Source organism: Streptomyces sp. NPDC058092, assembly GCF_042884935.1.
GTDB lineage: Bacteria > Actinomycetota > Actinomycetes > Streptomycetales > Streptomycetaceae > Streptomyces.
Map to the genome: position 1 here is coordinate 14,970 of NZ_JBHVSY010000043.1, position 22,107 is coordinate 37,076.

19 protein-coding genes and 3 pseudogenes are annotated in these 22,107 nt (G+C 70.3%); 10 read left to right on the forward strand and 12 right to left on the reverse strand.

Annotated elements, in window-relative coordinates:
- Positions 1–387 precede the first annotated feature (387 nt).
- Positions 388–1,161, forward strand: coding sequence for a class I SAM-dependent methyltransferase (locus ACFVV1_RS38955; RefSeq protein ID WP_389999861.1), 774 nt, complete (start codon positions 388–390; stop codon positions 1,159–1,161).
- Positions 1,162–1,228: 67 nt separating this feature from the next.
- Here ACFVV1_RS38955 and ACFVV1_RS38960 read toward each other — a convergent pair whose 3' ends face one another.
- Together ACFVV1_RS38960 and ACFVV1_RS38965 are read right to left on the reverse strand one after the other, a co-directional pair.
- Complete coding sequence (locus ACFVV1_RS38960; RefSeq protein WP_389999863.1) at positions 1,229–1,891, reverse strand: hypothetical protein; 663 nt, start codon at positions 1,889–1,891, stop codon at positions 1,229–1,231.
- A 148-nt stretch (positions 1,892–2,039) separates the two neighbouring features.
- Positions 2,040–2,384: pseudogene (locus ACFVV1_RS38965) on the reverse strand (isochorismatase family protein); the annotation flags it as partial.
- Positions 2,385–2,387: 3 nt separating this feature from the next.
- On the opposite strand from ACFVV1_RS38965, the pseudogene ACFVV1_RS38970 reads away from it, so the two are divergent.
- Positions 2,388–2,810, forward strand: a pseudogene (locus ACFVV1_RS38970) (RNA-guided endonuclease TnpB family protein); the annotation flags it as partial.
- 587 nt (positions 2,811–3,397) lie between these two features.
- Here ACFVV1_RS38970 and ACFVV1_RS38975 read toward each other — a convergent pair.
- From ACFVV1_RS38975 to ACFVV1_RS38995, 5 genes and pseudogenes are all read right to left on the reverse strand, one after another.
- Positions 3,398–3,611, reverse strand: a pseudogene (locus ACFVV1_RS38975) (phosphotransferase); the annotation flags it as partial.
- Positions 3,612–3,690: 79 nt separating this feature from the next.
- Positions 3,691–4,554 (reverse strand): ABC transporter permease, encoded by an 864-nt coding sequence (locus ACFVV1_RS38980; protein ID WP_389999866.1) that lies wholly within the window; start codon positions 4,552–4,554, stop codon positions 3,691–3,693.
- Positions 4,514–5,380, reverse strand: coding sequence for an ABC transporter ATP-binding protein (locus ACFVV1_RS38985; protein ID WP_389999868.1), 867 nt, complete (start codon positions 5,378–5,380; stop codon positions 4,514–4,516). The genes ACFVV1_RS38980 and ACFVV1_RS38985 overlap by 41 nt, the downstream gene beginning before the upstream one ends.
- A complete protein-coding gene (locus tag ACFVV1_RS38990) occupies positions 5,377–5,832 on the reverse strand; it encodes a MarR family winged helix-turn-helix transcriptional regulator (RefSeq protein WP_389999871.1) in 456 nt (151 codons plus the stop codon). The genes ACFVV1_RS38985 and ACFVV1_RS38990 overlap by 4 nt, the downstream gene beginning before the upstream one ends.
- 120 nt (positions 5,833–5,952) lie before the next feature.
- Complete coding sequence (locus ACFVV1_RS38995) at positions 5,953–9,831, reverse strand: S8 family serine peptidase (RefSeq protein ID WP_389999873.1); 3,879 nt, start codon at positions 9,829–9,831, stop codon at positions 5,953–5,955.
- A gap of 223 nt (positions 9,832–10,054) precedes the next feature.
- Between ACFVV1_RS38995 and ACFVV1_RS39000 the strand changes: the two genes are divergently transcribed.
- The gene (locus ACFVV1_RS39000) at positions 10,055–11,071 is read left to right on the forward strand and encodes a helix-turn-helix domain-containing protein (RefSeq protein ID WP_389999876.1); all 1,017 of its coding nucleotides are present in this window, start codon (positions 10,055–10,057) and stop codon (positions 11,069–11,071) included.
- Between the two features lie 11 nt (positions 11,072–11,082).
- On the opposite strand, the gene ACFVV1_RS39005 is transcribed toward ACFVV1_RS39000, so the two are convergent.
- Positions 11,083–11,583 (reverse strand): cupin domain-containing protein, encoded by a 501-nt coding sequence (locus ACFVV1_RS39005; protein ID WP_389999878.1) that lies wholly within the window; start codon positions 11,581–11,583, stop codon positions 11,083–11,085.
- A 66-nt stretch (positions 11,584–11,649) separates the two neighbouring features.
- On the opposite strand from ACFVV1_RS39005, the gene pip reads away from it, so the two are divergent.
- The 3 genes from pip (at position 11,650) to ACFVV1_RS39020 (ending at position 16,433) form a co-directional block, all read left to right on the forward strand.
- Positions 11,650–12,645, forward strand: a complete 996-nt coding sequence (gene pip / locus ACFVV1_RS39010) for a prolyl aminopeptidase (protein WP_389999880.1) — start codon at positions 11,650–11,652, stop codon at positions 12,643–12,645.
- A gap of 340 nt (positions 12,646–12,985) precedes the next feature.
- Entirely contained in the window at positions 12,986–15,319 is a 2,334-nt protein-coding gene (locus tag ACFVV1_RS39015; RefSeq protein WP_389999883.1) for an N-acetylmuramoyl-L-alanine amidase, read from the forward strand.
- A gap of 118 nt (positions 15,320–15,437) precedes the next feature.
- The gene (locus ACFVV1_RS39020; RefSeq protein ID WP_389999886.1) at positions 15,438–16,433 is read left to right on the forward strand and encodes an aldo/keto reductase; all 996 of its coding nucleotides are present in this window, start codon (positions 15,438–15,440) and stop codon (positions 16,431–16,433) included.
- A gap of 98 nt (positions 16,434–16,531) precedes the next feature.
- Here the strand turns inward: ACFVV1_RS39020 and ACFVV1_RS39025 are convergent, their stop codons facing one another.
- Positions 16,532–17,062: a PadR family transcriptional regulator gene (locus tag ACFVV1_RS39025; RefSeq protein WP_389999889.1), complete on the reverse strand. Its 531-nt coding sequence runs from the start codon at positions 17,060–17,062 to the stop codon at positions 16,532–16,534.
- A gap of 87 nt (positions 17,063–17,149) precedes the next feature.
- Here ACFVV1_RS39025 and ACFVV1_RS39030 point away from each other — a divergent pair, with 87 nt between their 5' ends.
- Together ACFVV1_RS39030 and ACFVV1_RS39035 are read left to right on the forward strand one after the other, a co-directional pair.
- A complete protein-coding gene (locus ACFVV1_RS39030; RefSeq protein WP_389999891.1) occupies positions 17,150–17,926 on the forward strand; it encodes an alpha/beta fold hydrolase in 777 nt (258 codons plus the stop codon).
- Positions 17,927–17,996: 70 nt separating this feature from the next.
- Positions 17,997–18,317, forward strand: coding sequence for a hypothetical protein (locus ACFVV1_RS39035; protein WP_389999893.1), 321 nt, complete (start codon positions 17,997–17,999; stop codon positions 18,315–18,317).
- A 121-nt stretch (positions 18,318–18,438) separates the two neighbouring features.
- Here ACFVV1_RS39035 and thpR read toward each other — a convergent pair whose 3' ends face one another.
- Positions 18,439–19,011, reverse strand: coding sequence for an RNA 2',3'-cyclic phosphodiesterase (gene thpR / locus ACFVV1_RS39040; RefSeq protein WP_389999896.1), 573 nt, complete (start codon positions 19,009–19,011; stop codon positions 18,439–18,441).
- A gap of 100 nt (positions 19,012–19,111) precedes the next feature.
- On the opposite strand from thpR, the gene ACFVV1_RS39045 reads away from it, so the two are divergent.
- Complete coding sequence (locus ACFVV1_RS39045; protein WP_389999899.1) at positions 19,112–19,696, forward strand: Uma2 family endonuclease; 585 nt, start codon at positions 19,112–19,114, stop codon at positions 19,694–19,696.
- A 76-nt stretch (positions 19,697–19,772) separates the two neighbouring features.
- On the opposite strand, the gene ACFVV1_RS39050 is transcribed toward ACFVV1_RS39045, so the two are convergent.
- Positions 19,773–21,107, reverse strand: coding sequence for an MFS transporter (locus ACFVV1_RS39050; RefSeq protein WP_389999902.1), 1,335 nt, complete (start codon positions 21,105–21,107; stop codon positions 19,773–19,775).
- 95 nt (positions 21,108–21,202) lie between these two features.
- The gene (locus tag ACFVV1_RS39055; protein ID WP_362195299.1) at positions 21,203–21,643 is read right to left on the reverse strand and encodes a MarR family transcriptional regulator; all 441 of its coding nucleotides are present in this window, start codon (positions 21,641–21,643) and stop codon (positions 21,203–21,205) included.
- Positions 21,644–21,788: 145 nt separating this feature from the next.
- Between ACFVV1_RS39055 and ACFVV1_RS39060 the strand changes: the two genes are divergently transcribed.
- Positions 21,789–22,004: a ribbon-helix-helix protein, CopG family gene (locus ACFVV1_RS39060; RefSeq protein ID WP_389999905.1), complete on the forward strand. Its 216-nt coding sequence runs from the start codon at positions 21,789–21,791 to the stop codon at positions 22,002–22,004.
- Positions 22,005–22,107: the final 103 nt, after the last annotated feature.

Sequence of the window (22,107 nt, forward strand, 5' to 3'; positions counted from 1 at the left end):
CCACTCTCCACGCTCTGCCCGGCCGGTGGGGTGTCCGCCACGCGCTCGGCCACGCGGAGGGTAACGCCTCGGTCAAGTCCGAATGCCCATCGAACCGTTGCTACTACGGCGTCAACTCCTCGGCCCTGGACCGGCGCACAAGCGGAACACGGAACGCGGCACACCGCGAAAGAAACAGCCTCTGGGGGAGCCGGAACAACCCCCTTCCCGCCGCTCGGCGGGCACCCTCACCCCCGAAGAGCCCACACATGAGGGGGGATGCGACATCGCCGACACGAGGCCATCAGGCGCTCGCCCACGACCTCGGACGACCGCCGTCGACGGGTGCGGAACTGTGCTCCGGAGCCGAGCGGATCTACGATTTCACCCTCCGGGACGGGGGGCCGCGTGGACCGCGACATACACACGATGGACGACGTACTCAGGCTTCTGGACGGCCTGTTCGCACGGGAGTCCGACCGCTGGACGGCCGACGGGGCCCCCTGGTGGGACAGCTTCTACGCGGACCGGACGAAGCCGGTTCCGTTCTTCGTGGCGAAGCCCGACGAGAGCCTCGTCTCGTACGTGGACCGCGGCCTGATCGCCCCGGGCCGCGCCCTGGATCTGGGCTGCGGCCCGGGCCGTAACGCCCTCCACCTCGCGTCCCTGGGGTTCGAGGTCGACGCGGTGGACCTGTCCCCGGGGGCCATCGCCTGGGCCGAGGACCGCGCGCGGGAGGCGGGGGCCGGCGTACGGTTCCACTGCGGCGACGCCTTCGTCCTCGCGGGGGTGGAGCTGACCGGCCCGTACGACCTTATCTACGACTCCGGCTGCTTCCACCACCTGCCGCCGCACCGTCGCATCAGCTACCTCGGCCTCCTCGACAACGTCCTCGCCCCCGGCGGCCACTTCGCCCTCGCCTGCTTCGCGGCCGGCGAGAGGGGCATGGGCTCCGAACTCCCCGACGCCTCCTTCTACGAACAGACCGGAGGCCTCCACGGCGGCCTGGCCTACACGCCGGAGTCCTTGCGCCGGATCTTCGCCGGCCTGACGGAGATCGAACTGCGCCGCATGCACGACGAACCGTCCGAGTCCCCGCACTTCGGCGAGCCGTTCCTCTGGACGGCCCTGTTCCGCAGTGCCGGTGCCGGTGAGGGCCGTACCCCGGACCCGGTGTCGTAAGACGACACGAAGGCACCGCACGGCCGGTGAAGCGCGGGCCTCACCGGCCGTGGCGTGACCCGGACCGTCAGGCCTTGGTGGTGCAGATCGCGTTGTACGGCCTGCCCGGGCTCGGGAACAGCTCCAGGGGGTTGTCGGTCCCGGGCGGGCATTCCTTGGCCGTCTTCGTCAGGTCGAGCACCTTGCTCACACCGCTGCCCCCGCTGCCGCAGGGGACTTCCTTGGCCTGATCGTCCACGCAGTCGCCCTTCACCAACTGGCCGCCGCCCGCGCCCGCGTCGCCGGGGTGGTCGCCGGAGAGGTTGCGGCCGCAGATGGTCTTGCTGGGGATTCCGGCGCTCGCGTCACTGGTGCCGATGGCGACCTTCACCGAGATGATCGCGTCCGTCCCGGCCGGGCACTGGATGGAATCGGCGAAGATGGCACCGTTCTTGATGACGAGAGCCCTGATCGTCGCCTTGGAGTCGTCGCAGTCCATGGCCTGGTAGCCGTCCTTCGACTCGCTGTGGTCGGGCCCCGCACAGTCGCCGACCTTCCAGTCCTTGGCCTCGTGACTCCCGCTGTCGGACGACTGACTGCAGGCGGTGGCGGCCCCCAGGACAAGTGCGAGGGCGAGCACCGCCTTCGAGCAGTCCAGGAGAGCCGTACGAGAACCGCGCCGCGTCGAGGAAACGGTGCCGCCGCTGCTTCGGCTGCCGCTCCGGGATCGCGTGCTGCCGTCAACGCTCATGCTTCTCCTTGGGTCCGCGAATGGGGTGGGGCCCACATGGGGGCGCGCGTGAGGACGACAGGACCGAGCCCAGCGGTTCCCCGAACGAGCCGACCGTCTCACGAGCGGCGGGCGTCCAACCCCCCTTCCCCGCCCGTGTTTTGGCGCGTCAGCGCCGCCGGGGCGGGGCCGCGAACGCGACATCCGCGGCGTGCGCGACGACCTCCAGCTCGCTGCCGAGAGCCCATTCGGCGACCCGGGAGACCGCGGCGGCCGGGACCGCGTCGCTGATCCCCGGTGCGGCGGGGATGTCGTGCGTCGCGTGGGCGTCGTGCGGCATGACGACCCGGTATCCCAGCGCCAGCGCCGTACGGGCGGTCGCCTGGACGCATATCTCGGACATCACACCGCAGATGGCGAGCGCCCGCACCCCGGAATCGTTCAACAGGCCGCCCAGCGGCGTCTCGTGGAAACCGTCGTCCCGGGTCTTGCGGATGACGACCTCCGCGGGGCCCGCAAGCTGTCCACTCGGCTCGTGCGTGAAAACCAAACGCTCGTGATCGAGGACCTGACCGTGCGCAACATGGTCAAGAACCACACGCTCGCCCGAGCCATCTCGGACGCGAGCTGGAGCGAGTTCCGCTCCATGCTGGAGTACAAGGCTGCCTGGTACGGGCGCGAGGTGATCGCCGTCGACCGATGGTTCCCCTCGTCCAAGCTGTGCTCCGCCTGCGGCACCCTCGCCGAGAGGATGCCGCTGAACGTCCGTACCTGGACGTGCGACTGCGGAACGACCCACGACCGGGACGTGAACGCAGCGAAGAACCTTTTGGCCGCCGGGCTGGCGGTGACAGTCTGTGGAGCTGGTGTAAGGCCTCAACGGAGTTCTCCGGGCGGGCAGTCGGCGACGAAGCAGAAACTCCCACGGCGCGAGCCGTAGGAATCCCCCTCGTTCACGAGGGGGAGGAAGTCAATCCGCCATCATGTCCGTCGGCGCCGGGCCCTTCCACATGGTTTTGAACCGGTGAGGCGCCCGGGTGTCCGGGCGACAGGGGTGCGTCGACGACTCAGCCCTCCGCCGGTCACGGCTTCATGCCCCGGACCTGGGCATGACCCGCAAGGTCTCGTGGCGACGTGACAGTTGGGGGCCCTTCTGTCACGTTCGGTTCGAGGTGAGGGGTGCTGCCGGGCTTGGGCTCAGGTATCACGGCAGGCCGATGAGGGCGTGGCGCGGGGTGTGGTTCGTGTGGTGGTGAGGCGAGGACGTGGGGCTCATCGGGTGGGCGACATCCAGTACGTCGCGGCGACCGGGGATGCGGGAGCGCCTTCAGCCGGAGCCAGAACGCGATCGAGCGCCGTCCGGCCCGCGAGCCCCCGGGCCGGCCGTCGGGGAGGCCCCGTTCCCAGGCCTGGCCGATGCCGATGAGGGAGATGCTGCGGAGGACGGCCCCACCCGCGTGCGCGCCGGATCGTCGCCTCGTCCGCGTTCTCGTACGCGTCGAAGAACCGCGAAGCCGCGCCTGCCCACGGTTCACCGATTCTCACAGGTGTCGGGACCGGGAGCGGAAGGCGCGGAGCCAGGACCGGCAGCCACCGTTGCTCGTTGCGCAGAAGCGACGGCGCGTGGCGTGCGCGGCAGGCGTACGGCCGGCTCGCCCCCGAGGCGCCACAGCTGGTTGTCCCAGCCGCCGGGCACGAGGCGGAGTTCCAGTCCGGCAAGACTGACCGTCCCCGTCCTCACCCTCTCCCCCGCCGCCTGGGCGGACTTCCTCCCGTACGCCGCGCAGTAGGACCGCTGCGGCTGACCCATTCCTGACCGCTCAGCGGGCGAGGCGGCCCAGCAGCGAACCGGCGGCGACGATGCCGACCAGTGCCGCGAAGGCGAGGACCGCGAGGTCGAGGCCGAGGTGGGCGTGGGTGCCGATGAGCAGTCCGCGCAGGGCGTCGACCTGGTAGCTCAGCGGGTTCACCCTGCTGACGGCCTGGAGCCAGCCGGGCATCAGCGCGACCGGGTAGAGCGCGTTCGAGGCGAAGAAGAGCGGCATCGTGATGGCCTGGCCGATGCCCATCAGCCGGTCGCGGGTGAGGACGATCCCGGCGATCGTCATCGACAGGCAGGAGAAGAACGCCGAGGCGAGCACGACCACCAGCACGACACCGAGCAGCCGCAGCGGGTTCCACGTCATGCCTACGCCCAGCAGGGCGGCGATCACAATGACGACCGCGGCCTGGATCACCGCCTTCACCCCGGCGGCGAAGGCCTTGCCCGTCACCAGGGCGGTACGGGGCGTGGGAGTGACCATGAGTTTGGTGAGGACGCCGGAGTCCCGCTCCCAGATGATCATGATGCCGTAGAAGATCGCGATGAACATGGCCGACTGGGCGATGATGCCGGGCGCGAGGAAGTCGAGATAGGGAACGCCCCCGGTGGGGATGGCGTGGATACGGGAGAAGGTCTCGCCGAAGATCAGCAGCCAGAGGGCGGGCTGGACGGCGCGGGTGTAGATCTCGGTGCGGTCGTGGAGCAGCTTCTGGAGTTCGACGGCGCACATCGCGGCCACTCTCGCCGGTACGACGCGCCAGGCGGTGCGAGGCGGCGGCGGGGTCAGCAGCAGCGCGAAGCGCTGGTCGGGCGGGCCGGACTCAGCCGAGGCGGGATGCGGTGCGACGGGTACGGCGGACATCTCGGAACGCTCCTTTCCCTTCGTCGGAACCGAAGCCGGGGTCGTCCAGTCCGCGTCCGGAGTGGTACCGGAAGACATCCTCCAGGGACGGCGGTGGCAGGCCCGTCTCGCCGGATTCCCGGCGGTGGGCGACGAGCTCGTTCTTCAACTCGGCGGCGGTGCCGAGCGCGCGGAGTCTGCCGAGGTGCATCAGGGCGAGCCGGTCGCAGCGCTGGTCGGCCTCGTCCATGGAGTGCGTGGTGACCAGCACGGTCATGCCGGTGCCGACCCGTATCTCGGTGATGCGGTCCCAGACGCTGTCCCGTGCGATCGGGTCCAGGCCGATGGTGGGCTCGTCAAGAATCATCAGCCGGGGCGCGCTGACCAGGGCCTGCGCGAGTTCGAGGCGGCGGACCATGCCGCCGGAGTACGTGGTGGCGAGCCGGTTCGCGACATCGCCGAGGCCGACCGCGTCCAGCGCCTGGGAGACCCTCGCGGCGCGCTGGCGGCGGGGCACGTCGAAGACGCGGGCGAAGAGCTGGACGTTCTCCCGGCCGGTGAGGCTCGCATCGGCCGACAGCTGCTGCGGTACGTAGCCGAGCAGGCGCCGTACCGCCATCTTGTGCTGGGCCGCGTCGTGGCCGAACACCGCGATGACGCCGGGCGGTACGGGCAGGAGTGTGGTGATCGCACGCATCGTGGTGGTCTTGCCCGCGCCGTTGGGGCCCAGGAGGCCGAACACCTCCCCCGGGCCGACCAGCAGATCCAGGCCGTCGACGGCCTTCGCGTCGCCGAAGCTGTAGCTCAGGCCGGTGCAGTTGAGGGCGGGGACGGTTTCCGTGGTCACGCGATCTCATCCCCTTCGCGCAGCGAGGCGGCGAGTCCGTGCAGGGCCGGGAGTGCGGCGGCGATGGCCGACCGGTCGGCCGCGTCGAGTCCGGCCAGATGTTCGCGGAAGAGTGCCTCGCGGCGGACGTGCCAGTCGCGCAGCCTCCCGACCCCTGCGGGAGTCGGATACAGCAGCGCGGCACGTCCGTCTCCGGGGTCCTTCTCCCGTCGCAGCAGTCCTTCGGCGACGAGGTGGTTCACCAGGGTGCTGACCGAATTGGGCGCGAGACAGAGACTGTGTGCGGCCGTGGAGATGCGGATGCCGGGTCGGTCGGCCACCAGCCGCAGCAGTTCGGCGTGCGCACCGCGCAGCCGGGGTGCCGGCAGGCCGCTCCACAGGCGTCGCCGGGCGAGCCTCTGGATGCGGGGCAGGAGTCCGGCGAGCTCATCAGGGAGGTCACCCGCCGCCATCTGTCCATTTTAGCTCTGTATGCGAGCTAAGCCTGAGCCAAGCCTGTACGGAAGCGGGCCGCCGTCCCCCGCGGTGAGCGGAAGGCGGCGGCCCCGGTCCAGGGAGCTTCGGCGTATGCCCTACTTCAGCGCGTACGCCCGGTTGACGGTCTGGACGGTGCGGTTGCCCGCGGCGTCCCACACCTCGGTCCGCAGGGTCACGTACCCGTTGGTGTGCGACAGCTTCGGGTGGTGTACCGACACCCGGAAGGAGTTGTCGTCCGTGCGCTTGATCTCGGCGTTCTTCCAGGAGGCGCCGTCGTCGTACGAGACGGAGACCTTGGCGCCGGCCATCGCGGTGGACCCGGACCAGCCCTTGGGCCGGCCCGCGTTCACGGTGAAGGTGTACGGGCGGCCCGCCGGCGCCTGGTTGAGGATGTCCAGAGGGACGTCGTAACCGAGCATGACGGCCGGCAGGGACTCGCAGACGGTGGGCTTGGGCGAGTACTTCTCGCAGTCCTTGACGGCCATGGTGGTCGGCGCCGCCGAGGCGAAGTTCCACTCCGTGCGGACCTTGCCGCCCAGCGTGACGCCCAGGTAGTCCTTGTCCCGGGCGACCTCCTGGACGAACCGGTACTGGGCCTTCTCCGGAACCATCAGCTTGGACGTGTCGGTGATCTGCTCACCGTTGCGGTAGAACGTCCAGGTGTTGGTGAGGGTGGGGGGCGTGGCCACCAGCGAGTGGGCCGGGTCGCTGTCGCCTGCGATGGTCCCCGTGGTCCGGGTCCAGACGTCGCTGCGGCAGAAGGCGCAGATCGACGGGTCTTCCATCGGCGGGTGCGTCGGCGCGGCAAGCCAGCTCTCCCGGTAGGTCTTGCCCGCAGTCGGGTACGTGGCACGGAAGGGGCCCGTCATGTACGCCCGGTACGCCGTGCTGGGGTACACCACCTGGTTGTACGCGAGGTTGGAGCCCGCCAGCCGGTAGTCGTCCCTGGTGGCGCCCATGTTGAGGGGCTGGCCGGCACGAAACGAGGTCGGCTGGCCCGGGGCCCAACTGTGCAGGGTTTCTTCGCCCTGGTGACGTACGCCGTCGGCGTGGTAGGCGTTGCGGACCCTGGCGAAGTCGGCGGCGTCCACGGTCCTGGTCAGGTCGGCCGGGATGCCGCTCGTGCCGAGCGGCATGTGGTAGGTGTAGCCGGACTCGAGAACACCCTTGAGGGCGATGGAGACCTTGCCCTTGCCCTTCCCCTTGCCGAGCAGGGTGCGCAGCTTCTCGCCGTTGTCGTGGCTCGCGATGGCGACCGGGATGGTCTGGTCGGCGGCGAGCGACCCGTTGAACAACGGACCCTGCCCCGCGGGCACTGCGATCACGGCGGTGGCCCCGGCGGCCGCGGCACGGCGCACCTCGTCGTCCATCTTGCGCAGGTTGGCCACGGTGATGAGCGCGGCCCGGCCCTTGAGGTCGGCAGCGGCGATGCCCTCGGCGGTTCCGCTGCCCGCGTCGGCCAGCCGCAGGCCCTTCGTGCCCTCGAAGCGCTGGGCGAACCCGGGTGTCACCACGGGGACGGAGATGCGCTCGGGGCTGGTGACGCTGAGCTGCGTGATCGGCTCGCGCTGGGTGAGGGCGTTGAACAGATGCAGGTCACCAGTGGTGGGCCGCGCGGTGGGCACGGCACCGATCTTCGCATCGGAACCGTTGATGAGACCGGCTTCGCCGAGGGTGACGTGGTGACCGCCGGCTCCGTCGCTGCGGTCGACGAGCATCATCCACGAGGCGTTCTCCAGCGGGCGCTTCTCACCGGTGACCTTCACGGTGAAGTCGGTCGCTTTGGTGCCGTCGACACTGCGGGTCACGTCCTGGTCCGTGACGTCGATGTCGGGGATGGAGAAGCCGTCGATCGCGTAGGTGCGGGTCGGGTCGCCGGGGGCTTCCGTGTAGGTGACGCCCTCGACGGAGTACGCGCCGGCGGGCAACGTGACGGTCGTGGAGCCCTGACCACGCAGGGAGATGTTCTGGAAGGTGCGGTTGTCCATGCCGTGGAGCGTCAGCTGGACCCGTCCGGGGGTCTTGCCGAACCGGTCGGTGAACTTGACCGTGAGCGCGCCGGACATCACGAAGCCGACCGGGGTGTGCACCGACTCGCCGTCGGCTCCGGTCGCGGTGATGTAGCCGCTGAACTGGCCGGCCTTCAGCCCGTTCGGGTCGAGGGTGACGGTCACCTCACTGTTGCCGCCGGCCGGGACGGTGACCTTGCCACCGGTCACGTCGGGTCCCGACAGGGTCAGCGCGCCGCCGGGGAGCGCGGTTCCGTCGGCGTCCTTGACCGAGGCGGCGAAGTCCAGCGTGGCCGCGGACGAGGTGGAGTTGTGGATGGTGACGGTGCGGGTCTCCTTCTCGTACGTCTTCTGCCACTTGACCAGACCGAAGTCGCCCGTACCCGACAGGTCCAGCGCGGGATCCAGGGCGGCGGGGATGTCGACGCGGCCGTAACCCTGCTGGTAGGGCGTGTAATTGTCCGACTTCTTGGAGTGGGCGGTGAGCTCCTCCTTGATGCGCTCACCGGACCAGTCGGGGTGGTGCTGGGCCAGGATCGCCGCGGCACCCGCGACGTGCGGGGTCGCCATGGACGTACCGCTGGCCGCCGTGTAGTGGGCGTCGACCGGGGTGCCCATGGTCGTACCTGCGGCACGGGCGGCGACGATGTTCACACCGGGGGCGGTGATCTCCGGCTTGATCTTCATGTCGCCGAGGCGCGGGCCGCGGGAGGAGAAGCTGGCCAGGGCGTCGGACTTGTCGACGGCGCCGACGGTGAGCGCGGCGTCGGCGATGCCCGGGGTGCCGAGTGTCGACTGGCCGTCCTTGCCGTCGTTGCCTGCCGCGATGACGAACAGGGTGCCGGAGGAGGCGCTGAGTGAGTCCACGGCGTTGGTGAGCACATCCCCACCCGGGGCGGTGGCCTTGGCTCCGAGGCTCATGCTGACGACGTCGGCGCCCTGGGCGACCGCCCAGTCCATGCCCTCCAGGATCCCCGACACCGGGCCACTGCCCGCGTTGGCGAGCACCTTGCCGACGAGGAGGTCGGCGCCGGGAGCGACGCCCTTGTACGTGCCGCCGGAGTTGGCGCCGCTGCCCGCGATCGTGGAGGCGACGTGCGTACCGTGACCGTGGCCGTCCTGGACCGCCTCGCCGGGGACGAAGCTCTGACTGGCGGTGATACGGGACGTAATGTCGGCGTTGTTCAGGTCGGCGCCGGTGTCCAGGACCGCGACCTTCGCACCCTTGCCGTCGAAGCCTTTCGCCCACGCCTCGGGGGCGCCGATCTGGGGCACGCTCTGGTCCAGGGTGGCCTTGGCCCGGCCGTCGTACCAGAGCTTGGTCACTCCGGCGGTGCCGGGAACCATCGCGTCCGATCCGCTCCTGGCCTTGCCGGCCGTCGGCCTGACGGAGCGCCAGAAATCCTTGGCCGCACTCTTGTCGACGTGCACCGCCGCCAGGCCGAGGCGCGGCATGGTGCGTTCGTCCTCGGTGCCGGGCAGAGCCTCGGCCTGCTGCCGGAGACCCGCGGCGGACCCCTTGCCCCGGAAGTCGACGATGGCCGGCACGGCATCGGTCTTCGCGTCGCCGTAGCCGTCCTTCAACGCCTGGGTGACGTTGAAGAGTTCGCGGTCCACGATCTGGGCGGACACGGCGTTCAGCGCGTCCTCGGGGATGACGTAGAGGTCCCCGTCCTGCCCGCTGGAGATCTGGAAGTGCTTCGACGCATCCGTCGCGGCAACGACGTCAACGGCCTGCTTGCCGTCGGCTCCGGTCGTCACGGCGACCTTGTCACCGGTGATCAGCGTCAGCATCGACGGGGCCGACTGCTTCGGCGCGGGCAGTATTCCCGCGCCCGCCGGGGACGGACCGGACGGGGTTGGCGCCGCGCCGGCCGCACCGGGCAGACCGGTCAGGGACAGGACGACGGCAATGGCCGCCCCAGTGACAGCGGTTCTCCGTATTCGTTCGGCTGAAAGGTGCATCGATTCCCTCTCACGAGCGGGGCGGGACGCACCCGGTGACGCCGGGGATGCAGCGCCACGGTTAACGGAGCGTGACGGTTCGGGTGCGCTTTCGGATGGAAGTGAAGCGGATCGACTCACCGTTGCGGAACAGCCATGACAGGCGGGGGGTCGCCAATGGCGAGTCCTTGCCACGCACCCCGCCCTGTTGTGGGACGCCTTACGGCAGGTCAGGATGGCCGCCATGCTTGAGGTACTGGGAATCGATCCGGAATCAGAGTCCGTCTACGCCGCGTTGCTCTCCGGCCGGCCGGTCGCCCCCGACGACCTGGCACGCACCACCGGACTCCCACCGGCCCGGGTGCGCGTGGCACTGCGCCGGCTCCAGTCGTCCGGGCTCGTCGGCCGGCAGCACGGGCGCCCGGCCACGTACGTCGCCATCGACCCCGAAGTGGCGCTGGACGGCCTCCTGCTGAGCAGGCAGGAGGAGATCCACAAGGCGCGGGTCCGCGCCGGGGAGTTCACCGAGCGGTTCCGGCGGGCCGCCGCGACCCGCGACCCGGCCGAGGTCATCGAAATCGTCACGGGATCCGACGCGGTGCAGCAGCGCAGCGATCAGCTGGTGCGCAACGTACGGCACCAGCTGCGGGTCTTCGACAAACCGCCCTACCACGACGGCGGTCTGGACCCGAACCAGCCCGAACTCGACCTGCTCAGCCGCGGTCTCACCGTCCGGGCTGTGTACGACGCGGACAGCATCGACCGGCCCGGCCGTCAGCGCCTGGTGCGCATGTGGGCGGAGGCGGGCGAACAGGCCCGGGTGCTGGCCGACGTGCCCACCAAGATGGCTCTCGTCGACGACCGGCTGGCCGTACTGCCGCTGAGGGCCGGTTCGGGCCCGGACCCGAGCCCGTCCTTCGTCGTCCTGCACCGCTCGGCGGTACTCGACGCGCTGTCCGCGCTGTTCGAGGCCCTGTGGGCGGTGGCCCAGCCGCTCCGCCCACAAGGTGTGGCGGACGACGCTCCCGAGGCCCTGTCCGAACAGGACCAGCTCCTGATCAGCCTGCTGACCGCCGGGCTGCCGGACGAGGCCATAGCCCGCCAGGTCGACCTCAGCTACCGCACGCTCCAGCGCCGTCTGCACGCGCTGATGGAACGGGCGGGGGCGAGCACCCGGTTCCAGCTCGGCATCCACGCCGCGGCGAACGGGTGGGTGACCGGAGCGGTACGGAAGAAAACCGGATCCGGCGGCGGCGAGTAGCCCCGGAGTGCTCAGCGCTCCGGGAACCGCTCCCCGCACCGGCTGCAGAACACCGGTTCCGGGTCCTGCGAGAGCCGGCCGCACCCGGGGCAGACCCGGTCCAGCATGCAGGGCGCCTCGCCGCCCTCGTGCGCCACCGGGGGCATCGCGGCCGACGGCTTGATGGACAGGCCGGGGCGGCGGCGGTGGACCGTCACGTACGCCAGCCCCTCCGGTCCCGCGACGAGGGCGCGGCGGGAGGTGCGGGGCAGCCAGACGACGGTGGTCGGGGTCAGGTTCAGCACGTCGCCGCCCCCGGCCACGACCCGGCCGCTGCCCGCGATGACGACGAGAAGGACGTCCAGGACGTCCTCCTGGTGCTCACCGACCTCCGCGCCCGGCGGAAGACGTACCAGATTGGCGTCCAACTCCCGGCCCTGCTCGGCCAGTTGCCACAGCGCACCACGGTCGTCGTGGGCGGCGGCGGTCAGCAGTTCGTCGAGTACGGCCAGCACCCGGGGTACGGAATTCACAACGCACAGGCTACGCCCGCCCTACGCTGGCCCCTTTGCCCGCCGAGCCGAAGGAGCCGCCGCGCCATGGACCGCGAGCCCGACGAGAAGTACCCGCCGATCGAACCGTACGAGCACGGCATGCTCGATGTCGGAGAAGGCAACCTCGTGTACTGGGAGGTGTGCGGCAATCCGGACGGCAAACCCGCACTCGTCGTGCACGGCGGTCCCGGGTCGGGCTGCACCGAGCGGCCCCGGCAGTACTTCGACCCGGACCGCTACCGCGTCGTCCTCTTCGACCAGCGGGGCTGCGGCCGTTCCACCCCGCACGCGAGCGACCCCGCCACCGACATGCGGTTCAACACGACCGGCCGGCTGATCGCCGACATGGAGCGGCTGCGCCGCCACCTCGGGATCGACAACTGGCTGCTGTACGGCGGTTCCTGGGGCTCGACCCTGATCCTCGCGTACGCCGAACAGCACCCGGAGCGGGTTTCGGAGATCGTGATCCCGGCCGTCACGACGACCCGGCGCTCCGAGATCGACTGGCTGTACCGGGGGGCGGGGCAGATCTTCCCGGAGGCATGGGACCTGTTCCGGGCCGGGGTCCCGGAGGCCGAGGGGGACGCCACCCCGGACATCCTCGCCGCGTACGCCCGGCGGATGGAGAGCCCCGACGCCGATGTACGGGAGCAGGCGACGGCCGACTGGTGCGCGTGGGAGGACGCGGTGCTCTCCCAGGAGACGAACACCGGACCGCCGCCGTACAGCGGGCGCCCCGGCCGGGCGCGGCAGGCCCTGGTACGGATCTGCTCGCACTACTTCTCCCAGGGTGCCTGGCTGGAGGAGGGGCAGCTGATCCGGGACGCGGGGCGGCTGGCCGGGATTCCGGGCGTGCTGGTGCACGGGCGGTTCGACCTGGGCGGGCCGCTGATCACCGCGTGGGAGCTGGCGAAGGCGTGGCCGGACGCGGAACTGACCGTGATCGACGGTGCGGGGCATCTGGGCGGCCCGGCGACGAGCCGGGCGGTGCTGGCGGCGCTGGACCGGTTCGCGGTCCGGAGCCGGCCGGACCGTCCCTGACGTACAGGGGAATCGGGATCCGGTAGCAGCGTACGGGGACACCGGGCGCCGTCCTGGAGAGCCGGCGCCCGGACCTTCCCGAGCCGACACTCGCCTTCCGCACCCCTCTCGGAGCGTTCGGCGCACGGCCCGTGGGCTGCGCGGTCCGGCTCGTCACCGCCCTGGGACCCGGCTGGATCCTGGCACCCGGCGCTCCCCGGACCGGCGCGGTGCCACCCGCGTAGACACCGCGGATTCCGAGCATGGCAAGCTGTGTCTCCGCTGTATGCGCGCGGTAGCACTCGTACCCCCCACTGGTCCTGTGACGACCGGCTGTCGCCTGCCGCAGCCCCCTGACGAAATGACAGTCCGAAAACGATCCTTGGGGTACGACTTGAGATCGAAGAAGAGAATCTGGGTCACGGCTGCCGTGGCCACCTCCGCCCTGGCGGGCGTCCTGGTCTTCGAGGGGGTGTTCGAGGGGGTGACGGGCAACTCCTCGGTGGACTCGGACGCCAAGTCCGGCCCGGCCAAGACCGATGTGCGCGCGACCGCGCTCAAGGTCGCCGGCGACGGCACGTCCGCCTCCCTCGGCAAGCGGGACACCGCGCCTTTCAGCATGCTGGGCATCACCTGGACCGACCCGGCAGCCAAGGTCACCGGAGCCGTGGAGGTACGGACCCGGTCCGCCGCCAACGGGAACTGGACGTCCTGGCTGCCGCTCGAAACCGACGTCGACGGACGTACGGAGACCGGACGTTCCGGCGTACGTGGGACCACCGAGCCGCGCTGGGTGGGCCCGTCCAACGGTGTCGAGGTACGGGTCAACGCGGGCGGCAAGGTCTCCGCGAAGCTGCCCGCGGGGCTGCGGCTGGACACCGTGGACCCGGGCCGGAGCAACACCCTGAACGCGGACCCGGCCGCTTTCGCCGCCGACATCCCCGCTGCGGACGACCCCTCGGCCACGCCCTCCGCCGACGCGACGGACTCCGCCACCCCCGAGCCGCCCGCGCCCAGCGACAGCACGGAACCACCCGCCGAGGCCACGCCGTCCGAACCGGCGTCGCCCACCCCGTCCGAACCGGCCACACAGGAGCCCACTCCCCCGGCGAGCCAGAGCCCTTCGCCGTCCGCGAGCCCGTCCCCGTCCGAGACCCTGCCGCCCGCGCCGCCGTCGACCGTGCCGAAACCGCCCATCACCTCGCGGGCGGGCTGGGGCGCCGACGAGTCGATCAGCCCGGAGGCGCCGGAGTACCTGGACACGATCAAGGCCGTCTTCGTCCACCACACCGCAGGGAGCAACACATACTCCTGCGCCGACTCCGCGGCGATCGTGCGCAGCCTGTACGCGTTCCACGTCAAGGCCAACGGGTGGAAGGACCTCGGCTACAACTTCGTGGTCGACAAGTGCGGGACGGTCTTCGAGGGCCGTAAGGGCGGTGTGGACCGGCCGGTCCTCGGCGCGCACACCTACGGCTTCAACCGGGAGTCGACCGGTATCGCGGTCATCGGTACGTACACGGACGCGGCCGCCCCCAGTGCGGTGACCACCTCCGTGGCCCGGATCGCCGCATGGAAGCTCGGCCAGTACAAGGGCGACCCGGCGGGCACCACGATGCTCACCGCGGGCGCCGATGGCTCCAACGGCTTCAGGAAGACTTTCACCGCCGGTACGAAGTACCAGTTCAACCAGATCTCCGGGCACCGCGACGGCTTCAACACCGAGTGCCCCGGCACCAAGCTGTACGGGCAGCTGCCCGCGATCCGCAGCCTCGCCGCGGGCCCCGTCACCGGACTGGCCATCAAGTCGGTGACCGGCGCCGGGCTCTCGGGCACGACGTACTACACCAAGTCCGCGGTCACCGTGGGCTGGTCGGCGAGCACCCCGAGCGCGTTCGTCTCCAAGTACGAGCTGCTGGTCGACGGCAAGGTCGTCGCGACCACCGCGGGCACCGCCACCTCCGCCAAGGCCACGCTCGCCGTCGGCACCCACCAGGTCCAGGTGCGCGCCACCCACCAGTCGGGCAAGGTCGCCTCGTCCGCCGCGGCCACCGTCGTCGCCGACCAGACGGTGCCCGCCTTCACCACCAAGCCGAACCTGGAGCTGCGCACCGGCACGGTGAACACCACGGCCGTCCCCGTCACCCTGAAGTGGAAGGCCACCGACGCCGCTGCGCTCAAGGAGGTCAGGCTCACCGCCCCGGTCGCCAAGACCTACGGCCCGACGACCACCAGCGCCTCGCACACCGCGAAGTCGGGCGTGGCGACCAGCTGGGCCATGACCGCGTACGACCAGGCGGGCAACACCGCCGCCGCATCGGTCTCCGGCACACCGGTCATCGTCCAGGAGAGCTCGGCGACGAAGACCGGCACCTGGACGACGAAGTCCTCGTCCAGCTACCTCGGCGGCAAGTCGTACTCCAGCTCGTCGAAGAGCGCGAGCCTGAGCTGGACGTTCACCGGCCGCTCGGTCGCCCTGGTGGCCTCCAGGGCTGCCACCTCCGGCCAGGTGTACGTCTATGTGGACGGGGTCAAGGTGTCCACGGTGGACCTGAAGTCCAGCACCACCAAGTACCGCGACGCGCTGTGGACGAAGAGCTGGTCCGCAAGCGCCAAGCACACCGTCAAGATCGTCGTCGTGGCCACCTCCGGCCGGCCGACGATCACCACCGACGGCATCGTCTACCTGAAGTGACGTAGCCACTCCCGCGAGGCATTCGCGTGACGCCCTGCCCCCGGCACTGCGCCGGGGGCAGGGCGCGTTCCGGGTCGCTCTTGCTTCGAGCGGACTCGAAGGCGTTGGCTTGGTGCCCATGGAGTACACGCAGCTCGGACGCACCGGACTCAAAGTCAGCCGTCTCGTCCTCGGCACCATGAACTTCGGCCCGCAGACCAATGAGGTCGACAGCCACACCATCATGGACGCGGCGCTGGACACGGGCCTGAATTTCTTCGACACCGCGAACGTTTACGGCTGGGGCGAGAACAAGGGCCGTACCGAGGAGATCATCGGCACCTGGTTCGCCCAGAGCGGCGAACGCCGCGACAAGGTGGTCCTGGCCACCAAGATGTACGGGAACATGGCCGCCGACGGCGAGGCCTGGCCCAACCACGACAAGCTCTCCGCCGTGAACATCCGGCGCTCGGTCGACGCGTCGCTGAAGCGGCTCCAGACGGACTACATCGACCTCTACCAGTTCCACCACGTCGACCGGAACACCCCCTTCGAGGAGATCTGGCAGGCGATCGACGTCCTGGTCCAGCAGGGCAAGATCCTCTACGCGGGTTCGTCGAACTTCGCCGGTTACAAGATCGCCCAGGCCAATGAACTGGCCGCCCGGCGCGGCTCGTTGGGCCTGGTCAGTGAGCAGTGCATCTACAACCTGATGGAGCGCCGCGCCGAGATGGAAGTCATCCCGGCCGCGCAGGAGTACGGCCTCGGCGTCATTCCGTGGTCCCCGCTGCACGGCGGACTGCTGGGTGGTGTGCTGAAGAAGGAGCGCGAGGGCACGGCAGGGCGTTCGGCCTCCGGCCGCAGCGCGGACGCGCTGCAGAACTCGGCGCAGCGCGAGAAGATCCAGGCGTACGAGGACCTGCTCGACAAGCACGGCCTGGAGCCGGGCGAGGTCGGCCTGGCGTGGCTGCTCGCGCAGCCGGGGGTGACGGGGCCGATCGTCGGACCGCGCAACCAGGAGCAGTTGGAGTCGGCGCTGCGGGCGCTCGAGCTGGAACTCTCCGCGGAGGTGCTGGCGTCGCTGGACGAGATCTTCCCGGGTCCGGGGCCGTCGCCGGAGGCGTTCGCCTGGTGAGGACGGTCTGACGGACTGTCCGTCCGATACGCAACGGGCCGCCGCTGCCCCGTCCCCGTCCGGGGGCGTGGGCGACGGCGGCCCGTTGCGTGTCCGCGTCAGAGCGGCGCTTCGAGTTCCTTGAGCGTCTCCCCGAGCCAGCTCAGCTCCGCCTGGCTGGTCGCACGGGCGATCCTCAGCAGACCCTGCCGGAACGGGTCCTCGAACGTCTCGGCGCCGAGCGGCTGCTCGCCCTCGTAGAAGAAGCTGCTCGGCTCCTCCAGGAACGCGAGCCGGCGCCGCAGCACCTCCGCCTGCTCGGCCGGGGACGCCAGGTGGCGCAGGAAGGCGAGGACGGTGAACCAGCGGTTCTCGTCACTGATGTCCGTCTCGTCGGCCTCCCGCAGCCGGCGCCGCAGCTCCTCGCGCCCCTGCTCGGTCAGGGTCAGCGTGTGGCGGGGGGCAGCCCTGCTGCCCGGCTCCGTCCTGCGCTCCAGCCATCCGGCTCGCTCCAGGCGCTTGATCGCCGGATACAGCGTGCCGTCCGCGATGGGGCGGACGTGTCCGGTGAGGTGGGCGACCCGACGCTTCAGCTCGTAGCCGTGCAGCGGCTGTTCGTACAGAAATCCCAGGATGGCCAGTTCCAGCATGCAAGCATCCTCCCCCATGGCGTTATACATCGGTGCCGATGTATAGTCCCATCGAGGTTATCGGTTGTGGGGCAAGGAGGAGGAAACATGCAGAACGCTCAGGTGACGGCCGACGGTGCGTGCATCCGGTGGGTGGAGCTCCCCGGCCGCCCCGGCACGTCCCGTACCCGGGTCTATCTGCACGGGCTCGGGGCCTCGTCCGGCCCGTACTTCACCGCGAGCGCCGTGCATCCCCTGCTGGCCGACAGCCGGTCGCTGCTCATGGACCTGCTCGGCTTCGGAATCAGCGACCGCCCCACGGACTTCGGCTACACCCTGGAAGAGCACGCCGACGCGGTGGCGGCGGCGCTGAAGGCGGCCGACGCGTACGACTCGGACGTGGTCGCGCACAGCATGGGCGGCGCGGTGGCCATCGTGCTCGCGGCACGCCACCCGCAGCTGGTGGCCCGGCTGGTGCTGGTCGACGCCAATCTGGACCCGGCCACCCCGGACCCGGCTCGGCCGGGCAGCAGCGGCCTCGCCCGGTACACGGAGGAGGAGTTCCTGGCCGGCGGCCTGGAGGAAGTGCGCGACCGGGTGGGGCCCCACTGGTGGGCGACCATGCGCCTCGCGGGTCCCGAGGCACTGCACCGCACCGGGGTGCATCTCGCCCGCGGGACGACGCCGACGATGCGCGAGCTACTGCTGGACCTGAAGATTCCGCGTACGTATCTGCGCCCCCTGGACAACGGACCGCTGCCCGGCGAGGAATCGCTGATCGAGAACGGGGTGCGGGTCGTGGCGGTCCCGGACTGCGGGCACAACATCATGCTGGACAACCCGGAGGCGTTCGCCAAGGAGACGGCGCTGGCCGTCAACGCCTGAGACGGAGGGGTGCGCGTCGGACGCGACGGGCCTGGGCTCGCGCCCATGGGGGCAGCTTGTACCGCTTCTGGTGGTCGCCGGAGGCCTTGCCGCGGTCATGGGCCTCTTCGCCTGGCCGGCGGTCGTCGCACGCCGTCGCGGGGTCGCGGGCACGGCCATCAGCGCGGCCCTGGCCTCCTACGACGAGGCGTATCACGGCACAACTCACCAGGCGTACTACGAGATCCGGGCACAGCCGGAACGCCGGGTGCCGATCCCGTCGCCGGACGACGCGTGCCGGCCGGGGCCACCGGGGCTGCCGGGCGAGGAGCGAAGGCCGCACCGACCGCCCGCACGCCGACCGCTGCGGCGCCTGCGCCGACGGATCGGGCGTCTGCGGCACGGCCGCTGACGGCGGCCGTCACTGACCGACGGCAGCTGCCACGGCGACGACGACGAACATCAGCACGAGTACGGAGGCCATGATGCGGTTTCTGGTCTTCGGATCCACCCTCCGAGGGTAACCGCCCATCTCAGTGGCCCAGCGACCAGGATGCGATCACCTCGTACCGCGGCTGCTCGCCCGGCACCCCGGCGACCGGCAGGTTGCTGCGTACGAGGGCGACCTCACCGACCTCCCACGGGGTGCCCTCGAAGTCTTCGAGGGCCGTGACGTAGGGGCGCAGGTCGGCGTCGGTGCGGCTGCGGGCGAGGGTGAGGTGCGCGCTGTAGCGGCGGTGCTCCTCCATCGGGATGCCGGTGCGGCGGGCGGCGGCGTCGGCGCGTTCGGCGAGGAGCCGCAGCGTGTCGAGTCCGCCCGCGGCCCCGACCCACAGCACCCGCCCGCCGAACCGGCCGCCGCTGTGGAGGCGCAGCGGGAAGGGCTCGGTGCGGCAGGCCGCCCGTGCGAGGCGCACCCGCAACTCGGGCAGCAGCTCCTCGTCCACGGCCCCGAGGAACGCGAGCGTGAAGTGCCATCCCGGCTCACCGGTCCAGCGCAGTCTCCCGGCACCGGGGAGCGCGCGCAGCGGGGCGACGGCACGGCGCAGTTCCTGGAGGGCGGAGTCGGGCGGCAGAACGGCAACAAAGAGTCTGAGGCTGCTCATGGGCCGAGTGTCGCACCGTAACGGCGTGTCTTCGCCTCCGTGCGTATCGTTGTACTACGCGGCTGCCCGCGCCCGTGCGGCAGCGGGGAGGAGCGGCACGATGACCGTCGCAGAGACCGACAGGATCGAGATGGCCGACATCAGCGACGAGCGCACTCTGGACATGATGTTCGAGTGGCTTGAGCCCACCCCCGAGGGATTCAAGGTCGAGATCGTCGAGGGGAACATCTACATGTCGCCGCAGCGGGACACCCACTGGCGGATCATTCTGGCGATCATCAGGCAGCTGCTCGTCAGGTACGGGGAGGAGCAGCTGACGTCCGACGTTCGCTTCGACTTCCCTGGCCGTCTCAACGGCTTCGCCCCGGACGTCGTGGCCCTGGCCGAGGGCGCTGCACGTGATGCCAAGGGACGGTATCGCCACCAGGACATCGAGTTCGTCGCGGAGGTGATTTCCAAGGAGACCGCCGCCAACGACTACGGCCCGAAGAAGGCCACGTATGCCGCCGCCGGCGTGTCGGTGTACGTCATCGCCGACCCGTACACCGGAACGTGGCACCTCCATTCGCTTCCGAAGGACGACGAGTACCGGAGCGTGCTGAGCCTCGACTTCGGCACTCCGATCGACCTGACCGACACCCTCGTCGGCCTCACCCTCCGGACTGACACGTTCCCCCGCGACTGACGCACCCCTCACATACGTCGGCCCCGCCCGGCAGGTTCACCGGACGGGGCCTTGTCACGTGCCCTGCGGACGGCCCTCAGGCCGCCGTAGCCAGCTCTTCACGCGGTACGAAGCGCACGTGCGGGCGGCCGGGGCGGAGGTCGACCCGGAGGCGGAGGCCGCCGACGCGGGCCAGCATGAGGCCGACGCCGACCGCGGCGACCAGCGAGAACGCACCGCCGACCGCCATGCCCGTACGGACCCCGTAGGCGTCGCTGACCCAGCCGACGATCGGGGCGCCCACCGGCGTACCCCCGGCGAAGACCATCATGTACAGGCTCATGACCCGGCCGCGCATGGCCGGGTCGGCGGCCATCTGGACGCTCGTGTTCGCGCTGATGTTGGTCGTCAGGCCGATCATGCCGATCGGGACCAGCAGGATCGCGAAGAGCCAGACGGACGGCGACAGGGAGGCGATGATCTCCAGCAGTCCGAACGCGGTGCCCGCGGCCACCAGCATCCGCAGCCGCGAGGAGCGGCGGCGGGCGGCGAGCAGGGCGCCCGCGAGGGAGCCGGCCGCCATGAGGATGTTGAAGAACGAGTACATCCCGGCGCCGCCGTGGAAGATCTCGTCCGCGAAGGCCGTGAGCCAGATCGGGAAGTTGAACCCGAACGTGCCGACGAAGCCGACCAGGACGATCGGCCAGATGAGCTCGGGGCGGCCGGAGACGTAGCGCAGGCCCTCGCGCAGCTGGCCCTTGGCGCGGGGTACGACGGTGGCCTTGTGCAGCTCGCTCGTACGCATCAGCATCAGGCCGACGAGCGGGGCGGCGAAGGACAGGCCGTTGAACATGAAGGCCCAGCCGCTGCCGACCGTGGTGATCAGGACACCGGCGACGGCGGGGCCGATGAGGCGGGCGGACTGGAAGTTCGCCGAGTTGAGGCTGACCGCGTTCCGCAGCTGGGCGGGGCCGACCATCTCGGAGACGAACGACTGGCGGGCCGGGTTGTCGACGACCGTCACCATGCCGAGCAGGAACGCGATGAGGTAGACGTGCCACACCTGGACGACACCGGAGAGCGTGAGCACCGCGAGGGCGATCCCGCACAGGCCGAGCGCCGCCTGGCTGACGAGAAGAAGCTTCCGCTTCGGGAGACGGTCGGCGATGACGCCGCCGTACAGGCCGAAGAGAAGCATCGGAAGAAACTGGAGGGCCGTGGTGATGCCGACGGCGGTGGCGGATCCGGTGAGGCTCAGGACGAGCCAGTCCTGCGTGATGCGGGACATCCAGGTACCGGTGTTGGAGATCACGGCGCCCGTGGCGAACAGGCGGTAGTTACGGATCTTCAGCGACGAGAAGGTCCCGCCGGGCTTGCTCTCGTGGGTGGAAGTCGGTGCGGGGGCGGAGTCTGCTCCGGATCCCGTACTCAAAAGGGTTCGCCTCCTCGGGCGTATACATTTCGCTGACTGACGGGATGCGGCGGTGCGGGCGGTGCGCCGGCTGTGGTCCGGCGCGGCCGGCCCCGCTACAGGTGGGCGAGCTTCTCCAGCACGGGCGCCGCCTTGCGCAGCGTCTCCCACTCGTCCTCGTCCAGGCCCTCGGCGAGGGTGGCCAGCCAGGCGTTCCGCTTGGAGCGGCTCTCTTCGAGCATGGCTTCCGCCCGCTCGGTCTGGCTGACCATCTTCTGACGACGGTCATCGGGGTGCGGCTCCAGTCTGACCAGCCCCTTCGCTTCCAGCAGCGCAACGATGCGAGTCATCGACGGAGGCTGCACATGCTCCTTGCGGGCCAGCTCACCCGGCGTGGCCGAGCCGCAGCGGGCGAGCGTGCCGAGCACCGACATCTCGGTGGGGCTGAGTGACTCGTCGACGCGCTGGTGCTTCAGGCGTCGGCCGAGCAGCATCACGGCTGAGCGGAGGGAGCTCACGGCGGCCGCACTGTCGCCGTCGTGGATCAGGTCAGGCATGTTTATTAGCGTAACTCATTACCTACCCTAAAGACCATTCGTGTTACACGCGCGAGAGGCAGACTGCCCAATCGATCACTCGAACGAGTGAGTCGGATCCGGAAAGTGACGCGAACCGACCTCCCGGGCCGTAACTCTGCTTGTCATGGGATCGACTGTGCTCAGCCTGCGGATAGACGGTGAGCTGCTCGACCGGCTCCGGCAGCATGCCGCCAAACGCGGAATGAGCGTCCAGGACTATGTCGTCCGGACGCTCATTCGCGATGACTTCGACGAGCGCTTCAAGGCGGCCGTCGACGAGACGGAGAAGTTCTACGGCTCGCAGGAGACCGCGGGGATCAGGGCCGAAGAGGTCACGTGAGCCCCGGGACCGCGGGGATCAGGGCCGAAGAGGTCACGTGAGCCCCGGGACCGCGGGGATCAGGGCCGAAGAGGTCACGTGAGCCCCGGGACCGCGGGGATCT